Source organism: Streptomyces sp. NPDC030838, from assembly GCF_055572035.1.
The window spans coordinates 73,566-87,948 of record NZ_JBVIED010000013.1; the positions used below are offsets into that span (position 1 = coordinate 73,566).

Here is a 14,383-nt window from a genome sequence, read left to right on the forward strand (position 1 = left end):
CATCACCCCATGCGTACATGCGGTCGATCATCGGTGCACGACCTCGTCGCCCTCACCCACCCAGGGACACCCATGAGATTCCTGCGCACCGTCATGCCCGCGTTCGCCGCACTGCTGGCCACCGTGATCGCGACGGCCACGCCCGCCGCCGGCGTGGACAGCGGTGACCTCCACGACGCCTTCTACACCCCACCACCCGGTGAACTCACCATCGGGCCGGGCGAGGTGATCCGGTACCGATCCGCCGATTTCCAGGTCGAGCCGACCGGCCTGATCGATCAGCACGTCCGCTCCTGGCAGTTGCTCTACGGCTCCGCAGACGCCGACGGCCGCCGGATCGCCGTCTCCGGCACCGTGCTCGTCCCCGAGGCGCCGTACAAGGGGCCGGGCCCACGCCCGGTGGTCGCGCACGCCATCGGCACCCACGGTCTGGGCGACAGATGCGCCCCCTCGCGGGCGCTGGCCGACGGCACCCAGTACGAGAGCGTCGTGATCAAGTCGATGCTCGACCGCGGCTGGGCCGTGGTCGTCACCGACTACCAGGGGCTCGGCACCCCCGGCGGGCACAGCTACGTCAACGGACGGGCCGAGGGCCAGGCCGTGCTCGACTCGGTGCGCGCCGCCCAGCGGCTGCCCGAGACGGGCATCACGCCCGACGCCCCGGTCGTCATCGCCGGCTACTCGCAGGGGGGCCAGGCGGCCGGCTGGGCAGCCGAGCTCCAGCCCGAGTACGCACCGGAGTTGCACCTGCGCGGCGCCTCGGTCGGGGCGCCGGCCGCGGACCTGCTGGTGGTCGCGCAGGGAGTGGACGGCAGTCCGGCCTTCGGCTTCGGCCTGACCGCCGCCGTGGGTCTGAAGCACGCGTACCCCGAACTCCCGCTGGAGGAGCTGTTCACCGACCACGGCCGCGAACTCCTGGCCGACATCTCCGATGACTGCACCCTGGAGATCGCCGCCAAGTACGGGATGCACAGCTGGGACCGGTTGACCACCGAGGACCCGTTCGCGCGGGCCGACTGGCGCGGCCGGCTCACCGAGCAGCAGGCCGGGCAGCACCGTCCGGCGGTGCCGGTGCGGCTCTACCACTCGCGCCTGGACGACGTGATCCCGTACCGGGCGGGCACCGAGCTCAAGGACCGGCTGTGCGGACTCGGCACGTCCGTCGACTGGGACACCTACGTGGTGCCCACCCACATCGCCACCTTCTACGCCGCCGCCCCGGCGACGGTCGACTGGCTGGCGGACCGCATCGAGGGCCGGCCGGCGGGGAACGACTGCTGACCTCGACCACCTGTGCAAAATCCCGGTCGCCCCGGACCCACCCCCGACCGGCGGCGCCGGCGAGCTGGACCGGGCGCCTCTTGCAAGCCGGACATGCGCGGGCCCGACCCGGAACGAACGAGCCTGGGTCGGGCCGCGTTTCGCCTGCCGATCAGCTCGACATACTGGCGAACATGCCGGGCTCGTACGAACCCCCCAGGTTGTGCACGATCACGTTCATCCGGGTGGCCGCGTTGATCAGGGCGACCAGGCAGACCAGCGCGCCGACCTGGTCGTCGTCGTAGTGCTTGCGTACCTCGGCCCAGGTCTCGTCCGACACGCCGTGCTCGCCGAGCCGGGTGCCCTCCTCGGCGAGCGCCAGCGCGGCCCGCTCGGCCTCGGTGAACACGGTGGAATGGCGCCAGGCGGCGACCAGGTTGAGCCGAAGCGCGGTCTCACCGGCGGCCGCGGCCTCCTTGGTATGGATGTCAACACAGAAGCCGCAGCCGTTGATCTGGCCGACCCGCAGCTCCACCAGTTCCCTCAGGGTCTTCGGCAGCGTCGACTGTTCCAAGGGCAACGAGGCGTTGTAGAACCGCTTGGCGACCTTGGCGGCGGTCGGGCTGTCGAACAGGTTGAAACGGGGTTCCATGATGTCGTCCTCACTCGTCGAGTTGCTCGCCGCGCGGATCGTTCGCGGCGTCCTGACGAACACGAGATGCCATCCGGTCGATCCTTGTGACAGCGCGGTGATGTGACGTAGGCCACCGATCGTGGGTGTCACAGAGCGGCTGGGGCCGGCGTCTTGTGCGTGACACGGTCGAGAGCGAACAGCGGGAGCGGGCTATGAGCGGACGGACAGGGAACACAGCCGGGACACCCGCTCGGGACGGCCACACGGACTCCGCTACCGAGGCGTTCGTCGCCCATCGCAACCTGCTGTTCACCGTCGCCTACGAGATGCTCGGCTCCGCCGCCGACGCCGAGGACGTCCTCCAGGAGACGTGGCTGCGCTGGGCGGGCGTCGACCTCCGCACGGTGCGGGATCAGCGTGCCTACCTGGTCAAGATGACCACTCGACAGGCGCTGAGCCGACTGCGCACGCTCCGCCGGCGCAAGGAGTCCTACGTCGGCCCCTGGCTGCCCGAACCGCTGCTGACCGCGCCCGACGTGGCCGAGGATGTCGAGCTGGCCGACAGCGTCTCGATGGCGATGCTGCTGGTCCTGGAGACGCTCGCCCCGGTCGAGCGGGCAGTGTTCGTGCTGCGCGAGGTGTTCGATCTGGGATACGACGAGATCGCGGAGGCCGTCGACAAGAGCCCGGCCGCGGTCCGCCAGATCGCGCACCGGGCGCGAGCACACGTCGCTGAGCGCCGGCCGCGCGAGGTCGTTTCCCCGGCCGAGACCCGCGGGGCGCTCGAGGCGTTCCAACGGGCAATCGAGACGGGCGATCTGCAGCGCCTGCTCGACATGATCGCGCCAGATGTCGTCTTGCTGACTGACGGTGGCGGAATCGCACAGGCCGCGCCGGCGCCAGTCGTGGGCGCCGACAAGGTGGCCCACGTGCTGGGCAGGATCGACGCCGCGGTCTTGCTGCAACCGACACAGGTCAATGGCTACCCGGCGCTCACTCTCCGGCTGGGCGGCAAGGTCGACACCGTCCTGGCGGTGCGCATCGACGACGGCCTCATCACTGGGCTCTACGCCGTGCGCAACCCCGAGAAGCTGTCACGCATCGACCGCGAGACCCCTGTAAGCCGCTGAGTCGTCGACCGCTCCGCCAGGCGTCCACCCGATGAGGTGGGGCCGGGGTGGCCGGCCCGTTCGTCGCACCCCGGCCCGGAGCCAGGACCCCTGTCTCACCAGCCCATCGGCAGGCCTGCGATGAACGATGTGAGCCGGTCGGCGATGAGTCGGTCGTCGTGCGCCGAGTAGTGCCAGTGGCAGCCCTGGAAGTCCAGCCCGGAGTCGTCGAGGAACCAGTAGCGGACCCGGCTGTCGCCGGTGTCGTTGCGGGCCTTGACCACCTGCTGGACATGGGCGGCGTACGGACCGGCGCCGACTGCCACGATGGTGGTCGTGGCCCCGTAGCGCGTGCGCAGCTTCTGGAGGAAGTCGCCGTAGGCGGTGCGGTAGGCGGCCGCGAGGCTGTCGGGCGTCCACGGCTCGCCAGGATTGACGGCGGTCGAGAAGTCGTTGGTGCCGAGGTTGACCACCACGAGCTGAGGGCGCCAGGTGCCCGGGTTCTGCCAGACGTCGCCGGCTACGTTCAGCAGGGCGCGGTCGTAGTAGGTGCGGTACGTGACATCCGGCGAGCCTCCGTTGTAGTTGCGCACCATGCCGAGGCCCGAGTAGCCGTTGATCTGGTAGTCGGCGTTCAGTCGCCGGGCGGTGAGGGCGCCGTAGCTCACGTCGGTGTTGGTGGTCCGCCTGACCTGCTCCCAGGTGCAGTCGCGGGAGGTCGAGAGGTTGCCGTAGCCCACGGTGAGGGAGTCTCCGATGAACTCGATCTGGCGGTCGCGGGCCCTCGGTTTGCCCAGTACGGCTCCGCCGGGCGCGGCCACGAAGCCTCCGAACGTGCTGGTGTCCCCTGGGCTGTCATTGCGCTTGACGAGCCGGACGGTGTGCTCACGGTCCTGCAGGCCGTTGATCCAGTGCGTGGTGTCGCCGGGCGTGACGAGCGTGGTGACGGTGACTCCGTCGATCTGGACGTCGTAGTCGGCGGCCGAGTCGTCGAGCACGATGCCCACGCCGGTGCCCCTGACGACGCCCTCGAAGTACACGCCCGGCCAGCTGTACTGCACCGTGTCTCCGGCGTCCTTGACCCGCCCCGCGGTATGCACCTGTGCCGGCACGCCCGTGGCACGGACCAGTCGCCACTGCTGGTTGGCACCGCCCCAGTCGGTGTACTGCACGACTTTGGCGCCGTCCGCGGTGGAGGCGCCCTGGACCTCGACGGCCTTTCCGCTGTTGCGGTTGATCAGCCGGACGTAACCGTCCGGTGAATCGGCAAGCCGGAACTGCTGGTTGGTGCCGTTGAGGTCGCTCCACTGCACGAGGTCGGCCCCGTCGGCGGTGGAGTAGTTGTGGACGTCCAGAACCTTGCCGGAGTGCTGCGCCTTGAGCCGGTAGTAGCCGCCGCCCGAGTCCACGAACTGGAACCGCTGGTTGGCTCCGTCGTGGCGGGTGTACTGCTGTACGGCCGCGCCGTTGGCCGTGTCCGCGCCGGACACGTCGAGCGCCTTGCCGCTGGCGCGGTTGACCAGTACGTACCAGGCGTTGGTGTCCACGGTGGCCGCCTGAGCCGTCCCCGCGGTCCCCAGCGCGCTCAGGAGCGCAGCCAGTAACAGGGTCACCGCGATGAGCACCGCTGGTCGCCTTCCCCGGCTCCGCCACGACGTCCTGAATGCCATGAACAAGCCCTTCATCCCGGTCTCCTTCGGTGAGTGCGGCCACGCCCCTGCGGGCTCAGTCCTCGTAGGGGAAGTCGGTCGTCGCCTGCCCCGCGGTGTTGGTGTGCTCGGTGCCGCCTGGGCCCCCATCCGCAGCCGCCATGGGTAGGGGCTGTCGGTCGTGACACGGAGGCGGTCTCCCTCGCGGCGGACGTCGAAGCGGGCCACCTCGCCCGGGCCGTCCGTGCACGAGATGACGTTCCACCCGGTCGCCGTACCCGTCGGCGGCGAGGGCCGCGTATGCGGCGAGGCGGTCGTAGAAGTCCAGCCCCTTGCTGTTGACCGGGCCGACGCCCCTCGGCAGCAGGCGGGGCCAGGCGATCGGGAAGCGGTAACTGTAGACACCCAGTTCACGCAGCAGCGCGACGTCCTCGCGGTGGCGGTGGTAGTGGTCCGCGGCCGTGTCGCCGGTGGCACCCGCATACGTGCGGCCGGGAGTGTGGCTGAAGGTGTCCCAGATGGACGGGCCCCGGCCGTCCTCGTCGTGGGCGCCCTCGATCCGGTAGGCGGAGGTGGCCACGCCGAAGCGGAAGCCGCTGGGCAGCCGGGGGAAGGGCGCGGAAGGGAACGAAGAGGCCACGAAAGGGATCCCTCTGCAGGCGGACGTGGGGGACGGTCGAGCAGAGATGTGACGACGGTCGAGCGCAGATTTGTCGAAGCGCATCGACGCTGCCATTTTCCCTGACGGGCTGTCAATGGCCCCTTCTGAGGAAACTTTCCTTGCATTCAGGCCCTTGTTTCGCACGAAATACGTCCGTTAGCTTCCCAGCTGTGTGAAGCGCTTCGATACCTCTCCGAGAAGGGCCGCCATGACACACGGGTTGAACCGCAGCAGCTTCGTCAGCACAGCAGCCACGGTCGCGGAGGCGGCCGCACTGGCACCGTTGAGCCGGACATCGCCCCGGTCGCGGGCAGCGCCGGCGCGGTCACCGATCCCGGGTTCCTGCGCTACCCCACCGAGCAGATCGCCACGGTCTCCGGCCCCCCGGGCAAGGGCGGCTGCAGATGGCCGTGTGCTCACCGGCGCGATCAAGGGCTAGGAGCGTCATGACCGCAGAACGCATCACCACCCGCCTGGGCGGCCTCGCCTTCGGCGGGGACTACAACCCCGAGCAGTGGGACGAGCCGGTCTGGAAGGAGGACGACGACCTCATGCGCCGGGCCAGGGTCAACCTGGCCACGGTAGGCGTGTTCTCCTGGGCCCTGCTCGAACCTGAGGAGGGGCGCTATGACTTCGCTTGGCTGGACGCGCACATCGACCGCCTCCACGCGAACGGTGTGGCCGTCGACCTCGCCACCCCGACCGCCTCCCCTCCCCCGTGGTTCACCCTCGCCCATCCCGACGCGCTGGCGGTCCTGCCCGACGGCACCCGCCTCACCCACGGCAGCCGCGACACCTACTGCCTCGCCTCGCCCGCCTACCGCCGCGCGGCCCGCCGTATCGCGTCCGCGCTGGCCGAACGGTACGGCGACCACCCCGCCGTGACGTTGTGGCATGTGCACAACGAGTACGGCACGCTCTGCTGGTGCGACCAGGCGGCCGCCGCGTTCCGGGTGTGGCTGCGCGCCCGCCATGGCTCACTGGACGCCCTCAACGAGGCCTGGGGAACGGCGTTCTGGAGCCAGCGCTACACCTCCTGGGAGCAGGTGCTGCCGCCTCGCGCGACGCAGTACCACAAGAACCCCGGCCAGACTCTGGACTTCCACCGCTTCTGGGGTGACGAGATCATCGCCGCGTACTGCGAGCAGCGCGACGCGATCCGTGAGCACAGCGACCGCCCGGTGACGACGAACCTGATGCTGCCCTACTACCTGCGGCTGAACCTGTGGGCCTTCGCCCGCGAACTCGACGTCGTCACCTCCGACCAGTATCCGTCCGAGCCCGGCCTGGCCTCCGCGGCCCACGTCGCCTTCTACGCCGACCGCTCCCGCTCCCTGGCCGGCGGCCGCCCGTGGCTGCTGATGGAGCAGGGCACCAGCACCGTCTACGACGGCGAGCAGGTGATCGGCAAGGAGCCCGGCGAGATCCTGCGCCACACCATCGGCCACATCGCCCGCGGTTCGGAAGGGGCCCTCTTCTTCCAGTGGCGGCAGTCCCGGGCCGGCGCCGAGACCTGGCACTCGGCGATGCTCCCGCACGCCGGTCCCGACAGCCGCATCTTCCGCGAGGTCACGTACACCGGCGAGGCGGTCGCCCGGCTCGGCGAGCTGGCGGGGTCCACGGTGACCGCGGCGGTGGCCGTACTCGACGACCCGGACGCCATGTGGGCGCTCGAAGCGGACGGCCTGCCCTCCGCCCGCCTCGGCTACCACGGACCGCTCGCCGAGGCGCACCGCGCGCTGTGGGACGCGGGGGTGACGGTCGACTTCGCCCACCCGGAGCACGAGTTGAGCCGCTACCGGCTGGTCATCGCCCCATCCCTGTTCCTGCTGTCCGACAAGGGCGCGCGGAACCTGCGCCGTTACGTCGAGGGCGGCGGGACGCTGCTCGTCCAGCACGCCACCGGATACGTCGACGACCGCATGCACGCCCGGCTCGGCGGCTACCCGGCAGCACCGCTGCGCGAGGCGCTGGGCATCCGCGTCGAGGAGCACCGGCCGTTGCGGACGGATGAACGGATCGCCCTGTCGGACGGATCGCGGGCCACGGTCTGGAGCGAGTCCCTGCGCACCGAGGGTGCGGAGACCGTCGCCGCCTACACCCACGGCATGCTCTCGGACTGCCCCGCGCTCACCCGGCACCGCTTCGGCGCCGGGCAGGGCTGGTATCTCTCCACCCGCCTGGACGACGCCGACTACGGTGCCCTCGTCGGCCGCCTGCTGAGGGAAGCCGGTGTCGAACGGGACGTACCCGGCCTGCCCTCCGGTGTCGAGGCCGTCACCCGGCACGCCGCCGACGGCCGCCGCTGGGACGTCCTCATCAACCACACCACGGACACCGTGCCCCTGCCCGAGCCCGCCCACGACCTGCTCACCGGCGCGACGACGAGCGAACTGCCGCCCGGCGGCTGTGCGGTCCTGGCCAGGGCGTGACCACCAGACGCCGCCCTCGACGAGGTCGCCTTCACCATGGCGAGCGCCCTCCTCGGCCGCGTCCACCTCTCCGGCCACCTGCCGCAGCTGCGGCCCGAGGCTCGAGCGCTGGTCCACGAGGCGACCGTGGACCGCCCTCGCCCTGCACACCCCGGCGTGACCCTGCCCACCGCGCCCTCCGCGGCGCCGCTCCGCATCACCCGCGCGCAGCGGGACGCTCCCTGATCGCGTCCCCGGCTGCTCACCCGACGAAAGGACACCCGAGGGTGCCCCACCAGCACCAGGCGGACAGCACGTCCGCCGACCCCGCCATCCCCGGCTTCCACCCCGACCCGAGCATCTGCCGCGTCGGCGACGACTACTACCTCGCCTGCTCCAGCTTCGAGTACTTCCCGGGCGTACCCCTCTTCCACAGCCGCGACCTGGTGCACTGGACGCAGATCGGCAACGTCCTGGACCGGCCGGAGCAGCTGCGGCTGCCGGCCGGCATGCCGTCCTCCGGCGGCATCTACGCCCCCACCCTGCGGTATCACGAGGGACGCTTCTGGCTGATCGTCACCAACGCCAGCGAGGGCGGCGGCAACCTGATCGTCACGGCGACCGACCCGGCCGGACCCTGGTCGGATCCGATCCCGGCGCCCGGCGTGCCCGGCATCGATCCCGACCTGGCCTGGGACGAGAACGGAATCTGCTGGTGCACCGTCGCCGGAGTCTCACAGCTGCGTATCGACCCGTCCACCGGACAGACGTACGGGACCCCGCGGCCGCTCTGGTCCGGAGCGCCCGGCGCCAAGGCTCCGGAGGCGCCGCACCTGTACCGGATCGGCGACCACTGGTACCTGCTCATCGCCGAGGGCGGCACCGAACGCGGCCACGCCGTGTCGATCGCCCGCGCATCCACCCCGAACGGCCCGTTCGAGCCGTGCCCCGCCAACCCTGTCCTCACCCACCGTGGTACGGACCACCCCGTACAGAACACCGGGCACGCCGACCTGGTCCAGGGTCCCGACGGCTCCTGGTGGATGGTCCTGCTCGGGGTACGGCCGCGCGGCGGCACGCCCGGCTGGCACGTGCTCGGCCGGGAGACCTTCCTGGCACCCGTGACCTGGGTGGACGGCTGGCCGGTCGTCGGCGAGGTCGCCCCGGACCCGTCCGCGCTGCCCTGGCCCCTCTCCCCCGGCCCCGCCCAGGAACAACGGGACGACTTCGACCTCACCGAACTGCGACCGTGCTGGATCTCGGTGCGCGACCGTCCCGCCGAGCACTGCACCACCAAGGAACGCCCCGGATGGCTGACGCTCCGCGCGCGGGGCGGCTCCCTGGACGAGCCCGACGTGGTGTTCACCGGCCGCCGCCAGCAGCACCTCGCCTGCCGGGCACGCACGCTCGTCGACCCCTCCGAGGGGCGCGGCGGCCTTGCCGTCCGGCTCGACGAGCGGCACCACTACGCGATCGAGGCGACCGGCACGCACGTGCGGGTGATCGCGCGCGTCGGTGACCTGCGCGGCGTCGTCGCCGAACGACCCGTGCCCGCCGGGCCGCTGGTCCTCGCCGTCACGATCACCGATCCGCCGCCCGCGCATGGCCCGTGCACCGGACCGGACCTCGTCTCCTTCGGCATCGAGCAGCCCGACGGCGCCTGCACCGAGCTGGCGGCACTCGACGGCCGCTATCTGTCGACGGAGGTCGCCGGCGGCTTCACCGGCCGTGTCATCGGGATGTACGCCGCGGAAGGCTCCGTCCACTTCGACTGGTTCGACTACGAACCGGCCGGCCCCGCCCGCACGACCGACCGAGAGGGGAACAGCACGTGAAAGCCACACCACGCCGAAGTCACCGCGGCCGCGGCCCAGGACGCATGGCCGCCCTCCTGCTGACGCTGGCCGTCCTGCTGGGGCTGACCGGCGGCACCGCTCTGGCCGCGTCCGACGGCGCGAGGGAAGCGTCACCGTCGGCGGTCACCGTTCCGGCCTCCGCCATGGACGCGGTCGCGGCGATGCAGCCCAGCTGGAACCTGGGCAACACCCTGGACGCCATTCCGGACGAGACGTCCTGGGGCAACCCGCTGACCACCAGGGAACTGCTCGCCCACGTCCGCGCGCAGGGTTTCCGCAGCGTCCGCATCCCGGTGACCTGGACCGACCACCACTCGGCCACCGCCCCCTACACCATCGACGCCGCGTGGATGGACCGGGTCGAGCAGATAGTCGACTGGGCACTCGCCGAGGGGCTGTACGTCGTCATCAACATCCACCACGACTCCTGGCAGTGGATCAGCAAGATGAGCACCGACCACGACCAGGTGCTCGCCCGCTACAACGCCCTGTGGACCCAGATCGCCGACAGGTTCCGGGACGCGCCACGCACCCTGCTCTTCGAGAGCGTCAACGAGCCTCAGTTCGACAACGCCACGGACGCGCAGAAGAAGCAGTTCCTGAACGAGCTGAACACCTCCTTCCACTCCATCGTCCGCTCCTCGGGCGGCGGCAACGCGGACCGTCTGCTGGTCCTGCCCACGGAGTACTGCACGCCTTCCCAGCCCCTCATGGACAACCTGGCCGGGACGATCGACGCGCTCGACGACAGCAACCTGATCGCCACCGTGCACTACTACAGCTGGTACCCGTTCAGCGTGAACATCGCGGGCGGCACCCATTACGACGCCGCCGCGCAGAAGGACCTGGACGACGCCTTCTCCCGCATGCACGACACGTTCGTCGCCAAGGGCATCCCCGTCTACCTCGGCGAGTACGGCCTGCTCAGCTGGCCGGACCACCATCATCCCGACCGCGTCGAGCGCGGCGAGGCGCTGAAGTACTTCGAGCACCTCGGGTACAAGGCCCGCGTCGCCGGCGTCACGACCGCCCTGTGGGACCCCTTCGCCTACCTCAACCGCGCCACCCTGCAGTGGCGGGACCCCGCCCTGTACGCGTGGATCAAGTCGAGCTGGACCACCCGCTCGGGAACCATGTCCTTCGACAAGATCTTCGTGCCCAAGTCGAGCCCCATCACTGCGAAGTCGCTCACCCTGTACCGCAACGGCACCAGCTTCCGCGGCCTGTGGCACGGCGGCACCAGGCTGGTCGCAGGGCGCGACTACACCGTCTCCGGTGACCGGCTCACCCTCACCGCCACGGCCCTGACCCGGCTCACCGGGGACCGTGCCTACGGCGTCAACGCCACGCTCCAGGCGCGGTTCTCCAGCGGACAGCCGTGGCAGATCGACGTGGTCACCCACGACAGGCCGGTCCTGGCGAACTCCACTGGGACGACCGACTCGTTCACCGTCCCCGCCCAGTACCGGGGTGACGTACTGGCGACCATGCACGCCACGTACGCCGACGGCAGCAACGCCGGACAGACCAGCTGGACCCCGTACCAGGAGTTCAACAAGGCGTTCTCGCCCGACTACCCGAACGGAGCGATCAAGCTGACCCCGGAATTCCTGAACGCTCTGCGCGACGGGGAACCGGCGACGCTGACCTTCCACTTCTACAGCGGCGCCACCGTCACCTACCAGGTCACCAAGTCCGGCAGCACGGTCACCGGCACCGTCTCCTGACGTACCCCCTGGCTCCGGCCGCTCGCTCCCCCGGGCGGCCGGGGCAGGTCCCCCCGGCTCACTCCTCCTTCGGCCGAGCCGTGCTCTCGCGGAGGGCGAGGGTGGTCGCGATCTCCAGACCCACCTGCGGCACCGCCTCACCCCGGCCGAGCGCCAAGGCCAGTTCGGTGGCGGCCGTCGCCATCTCGGCCAGCGGCTGATGGACCGTGGTCAGGGGCGGGTCCATCCAGGCCACGGCGGGTACGTCGTCGAAGCCCACCACGCTCAGGTCGTACGGGATCCGCAGGTTCAGCTCGCGCGCCGCCTGGTAGACACCGAGCGCCTGCATGTCGTTGGCGGTGAACACGGCGGTCGGACGGTCGGGGCGGGACAGCAGCTCCCGCGCCGCCTCGTACCCGTGCTCGCGTGAGAGCTGCGTCTTCACCACCAGATCGTGATCCATCGGCAGGCCGGCCTCCACCAGAGCGGAGACATAACCGGACAGCCGCGCTCGGCAGAAGCCGTGGTCCGGTCCGCTGATCATGGCGATCCGCCGGTGGCCGAGATCGACCAGGTGCCGGGTCGCCGCCTGACCGCCTCTCCAGTTCGTGGCCCCCACGAAGGGCACGCCGTCGGGCAGTTCGTCGATCGGGTCGAAGACGACGAAGGGGATGCCTTTGGCAGTCAACTGCTCCCGCTCCGCCTCGGAGAGCTGGGCCACCGACAGGACGGCCTGGGGCCGCCGCCCCAGCGTGTCGTCGATGGTGGTGCTCTCGGCGTCAGGAAGTCCGAACTCCGACACCAGCACCCCTATACGGTTCTTCCGCGCCACGCGCTCGACACCGCGGATGATCTCCACGGACCACATGTGCTCCAGCTCGCGGAACACGAGCTCGACCAGATTGCTGCGGCTCTTGGGAGGCTTGCGGTAACCGTACTGGTTGATCAACTGCTCGACGCGGGCGCGGGTCTCGTCCGAGACCCCGGAACGGCCGTTGAGCACCTTCGACACGGTCGGAACGGAGACTCCCGCGGACTCGGCGATGTACGCGATCGTCACCGATGCGGGTCCCGCGCCCCGCTCACGGTGTTCGTCCGCCGAAGGTGTTCCCGATCGGTTGTCCGGCACGGTCGCCCTTCCCCATCCCTCGACTGCTGCCGCCGCCATTCTGACACCGTGAATCAAGAGGCGTGGATCAACGGCCCCTCTGTGAGGCCCTGCGTCCCGCCCCCATCCGAAGCACGACCATGACTGTGTCCGGCCCACATTCCGACGAACTCCTCGCGTACCGGCCTGAGGTGTCCGTGCCGGAGGACTTCGACGCCTTCTGGCAGCAGACCCTGGCCGAAGCCCGCGCCCGAGGCGGCGCGGTGAAGGCCGAGCGGGTCACCGGGCAGTACCTGTTGAGCATGGTCGACGTGGACGACGTGCGCTTCCCCGGATGGAGGGGCGAACCGGTGGCCGCCTGGCTGCTGCGCCCGCATGGGGCCGCAGCGCCACTGCCGGTCGTCGTCACCTGTCTCGGCTACAGCGGCGGCCGCGGGCTGCCCACCGACCACCTGCTGTGGTCCGCGGCCGGTTACGCCCAACTCGTCGTCGACAGCAGTGGGCAGGGCCCACGACACGCCGGACCGCGATGAGGGCGACGGCACGCAATGGGCCGAAGGCTTGATGACCCGCGGCATCGACTCACCCGACACCTACTAACTACCGCCGCCTCATGACGGACTGTGTGCGCGCCGTGGACGCGATCGCGCACCTGCCCGGACTGGATGCCGGCCGGGTCGTCGTGGCGGGCGGCAGCCAGGGCGGCGGACTGGCCCTCGCGGTCGCCGGTCTCGTCCCGGACCGGGTCGCGGCGGCGATGGTGGACCTTCCGTTTCTGTGCCATTTCCGGCAGGCGGCGCGGGCCAGCGGGGAGGGCCCGTATCTGGAACTCGTCAAGTACCTGCGCTGGCACAGTCCGCACCGCTTCGAGACGGCCTTCGCCACTCTCGACTACTTCGACGGTGTCCACTTCGCTCGCCGCGCGACGGCCCCGGCACTGTTCAGCGTCGGCCTCATGGAAAGCGGATGCGCGACACCTTCGTCGCCCGGAACATTCCCGTCGTGCTCGGAGAGTACGGGCTGCTCGGCTACGACCACGGTCCCGGCGCCGTGCAGCGCGGTGAGATGCTCAAGTACTTTGAGGCGCTCTGCCACGCCGCCCGCACCAACAAGGTCACCGCCGTCCTGTGGAGCAACGGTTCCTTCTACGACCGGAGCAAGCTCCGGTGGAAGGACGTGGGACTGTTCCGCCAGATCAGTTCGAGCTGGACGACACCCTCGGCGACGGCCTCGTCGGACAGCGTCTTCGTGCCGAAGTCCGGCCCCGTGAAGGACCGTACGCTCACCCTGAACCCGAACGGCGCCACCCTCACGGCCCTGAAGCAGGGCGCCACCAAGCTGGTCAAGGGCAGGGACTACGCCCTCTCCGGCAACCGCCTCACGCTGAAGGCGGCCGCACTCACCCGGCTCGTCGGCGACCGCGCCTACGGGGTCAACGCGACACTCGAGGCCACGTTCTCCCGGGGAGTCCCCTGGCGGATCCAGGTGATCACTCACGACGCGCCGGTGCAGTCGGACACGACCGGGACGGCCGAGTCCTTCCGCATCCCCACGCAGTTCAAGGGTGACAGGCTGGCGACCATGGAGGCCACCTACGCCGACGGCGGCAACGCGGGCCCGACCAGCTGGACCCCCTACCAGCAGTTCAACACCGCCTTCGCGCCGGACCACGCCAAGAAGGCCATCCGTCTGACACCCGCCTTCCTCGACGCGGTCAAGGACAACGCGCGCGTGAAGCTCACCTTCCATTTCTGGAGCGGCGCCACGACGACGTACCACATCACCAAGTCGGGCAGCACGGTGACCGGCACGACGTCCTGAGCCGAGACCGCTGCCCGCCCGGGGGCCTCCCGGGCGGGCGCGGCGCTCAGCCGCAGGCGGTGCCGTTCAGGGCGTACGAGCTCGGCGGGCTACTGCTGCCGGTGTGTTGCCTGGAAGCCGATGCCGACCGACGCTCCTGGAGCGCGGCTGAAACTTCCCTTCTCCCAC

At 70.4% G+C, this 14,383-nt stretch carries 11 protein-coding genes and 2 pseudogenes; 9 read left to right on the forward strand and 4 right to left on the reverse strand.

Features of this window, described 5'->3' with window-relative positions; translation table 11 throughout:
* Nucleotides 1–72 precede the first annotated feature (72 nt).
* The gene (locus ACZ42A_RS28635; RefSeq protein WP_468530171.1) at nucleotides 73–1,281 is read left to right on the forward strand and encodes a lipase family protein; all 1,209 of its coding nucleotides are present in this window, start codon (nucleotides 73–75) and stop codon (nucleotides 1,279–1,281) included.
* A 151-nt stretch (nucleotides 1,282–1,432) separates the two neighbouring features.
* Here ACZ42A_RS28635 and ACZ42A_RS28640 read toward each other — a convergent pair whose 3' ends face one another.
* Nucleotides 1,433–1,912, reverse strand: coding sequence for a carboxymuconolactone decarboxylase family protein (locus ACZ42A_RS28640; protein ID WP_468530172.1), 480 nt, complete (start codon nucleotides 1,910–1,912; stop codon nucleotides 1,433–1,435).
* Between the two features lie 194 nt (nucleotides 1,913–2,106).
* On the opposite strand from ACZ42A_RS28640, the gene ACZ42A_RS28645 reads away from it, so the two are divergent.
* Nucleotides 2,107–3,024, forward strand: coding sequence for an RNA polymerase sigma-70 factor (locus ACZ42A_RS28645; RefSeq protein ID WP_468530173.1), 918 nt, complete (start codon nucleotides 2,107–2,109; stop codon nucleotides 3,022–3,024).
* Between the two features lie 95 nt (nucleotides 3,025–3,119).
* Here the strand turns inward: ACZ42A_RS28645 and ACZ42A_RS28650 are convergent, their stop codons facing one another.
* Both ACZ42A_RS28650 and ACZ42A_RS28655 read right to left on the reverse strand, forming a co-directional pair.
* Nucleotides 3,120–4,673 carry an RICIN domain-containing protein gene (locus ACZ42A_RS28650; RefSeq protein ID WP_468530174.1) on the reverse strand — a complete coding sequence of 518 codons (1,554 nt, stop codon included), beginning with the start codon at nucleotides 4,671–4,673 and terminating at the stop codon, nucleotides 3,120–3,122.
* Between the two features lie 286 nt (nucleotides 4,674–4,959).
* Nucleotides 4,960–5,292 (reverse strand): annotated as a pseudogene (locus ACZ42A_RS28655) (family 1 glycosylhydrolase); the annotation flags it as partial.
* 467 nt (nucleotides 5,293–5,759) lie between these two features.
* Here ACZ42A_RS28655 and ACZ42A_RS28660 point away from each other — a divergent pair.
* From ACZ42A_RS28660 to ACZ42A_RS28675, 4 genes are read left to right on the forward strand one after another with little or no spacing between them, the layout of a single operon-like run.
* The gene (locus ACZ42A_RS28660) at nucleotides 5,760–7,745 is read left to right on the forward strand and encodes a beta-galactosidase (RefSeq protein WP_468530175.1); all 1,986 of its coding nucleotides are present in this window, start codon (nucleotides 5,760–5,762) and stop codon (nucleotides 7,743–7,745) included.
* 36 nt (nucleotides 7,746–7,781) lie between these two features.
* Complete coding sequence (locus ACZ42A_RS28665) at nucleotides 7,782–7,970, forward strand: hypothetical protein (protein WP_468530176.1); 189 nt, start codon at nucleotides 7,782–7,784, stop codon at nucleotides 7,968–7,970.
* 41 nt (nucleotides 7,971–8,011) lie between these two features.
* Entirely contained in the window at nucleotides 8,012–9,559 is a 1,548-nt protein-coding gene (locus ACZ42A_RS28670) for a glycoside hydrolase family 43 protein (protein ID WP_468530177.1), read from the forward strand.
* A gap of 44 nt (nucleotides 9,560–9,603) precedes the next feature.
* On the forward strand, nucleotides 9,604–11,307 hold the full coding sequence (locus ACZ42A_RS28675; protein ID WP_468530178.1) for a cellulase family glycosylhydrolase: 1,704 nt from the start codon (nucleotides 9,604–9,606) through the stop codon (nucleotides 11,305–11,307).
* A 58-nt stretch (nucleotides 11,308–11,365) separates the two neighbouring features.
* Here the strand turns inward: ACZ42A_RS28675 and ACZ42A_RS28680 are convergent, their stop codons facing one another.
* Nucleotides 11,366–12,346 carry a LacI family DNA-binding transcriptional regulator gene (locus ACZ42A_RS28680; RefSeq protein WP_468530179.1) on the reverse strand — a complete coding sequence of 327 codons (981 nt, stop codon included), beginning with the start codon at nucleotides 12,344–12,346 and terminating at the stop codon, nucleotides 11,366–11,368.
* Nucleotides 12,347–12,534: 188 nt separating this feature from the next.
* Between ACZ42A_RS28680 and ACZ42A_RS28685 the strand changes: the two genes are divergently transcribed.
* From ACZ42A_RS28685 to ACZ42A_RS28695, 3 genes and pseudogenes are all read left to right on the forward strand, one after another.
* Nucleotides 12,535–12,927, forward strand: a complete 393-nt coding sequence (locus ACZ42A_RS28685; protein WP_468530180.1) for an acetylxylan esterase — start codon at nucleotides 12,535–12,537, stop codon at nucleotides 12,925–12,927.
* 80 nt (nucleotides 12,928–13,007) lie between these two features.
* Nucleotides 13,008–13,307: pseudogene (locus ACZ42A_RS28690) on the forward strand (acetylxylan esterase); the annotation flags it as partial.
* 53 nt (nucleotides 13,308–13,360) lie between these two features.
* The gene (locus ACZ42A_RS28695) at nucleotides 13,361–14,215 is read left to right on the forward strand and encodes a X2-like carbohydrate binding domain-containing protein (protein ID WP_468530181.1); all 855 of its coding nucleotides are present in this window, start codon (nucleotides 13,361–13,363) and stop codon (nucleotides 14,213–14,215) included.
* Nucleotides 14,216–14,383: the final 168 nt, after the last annotated feature.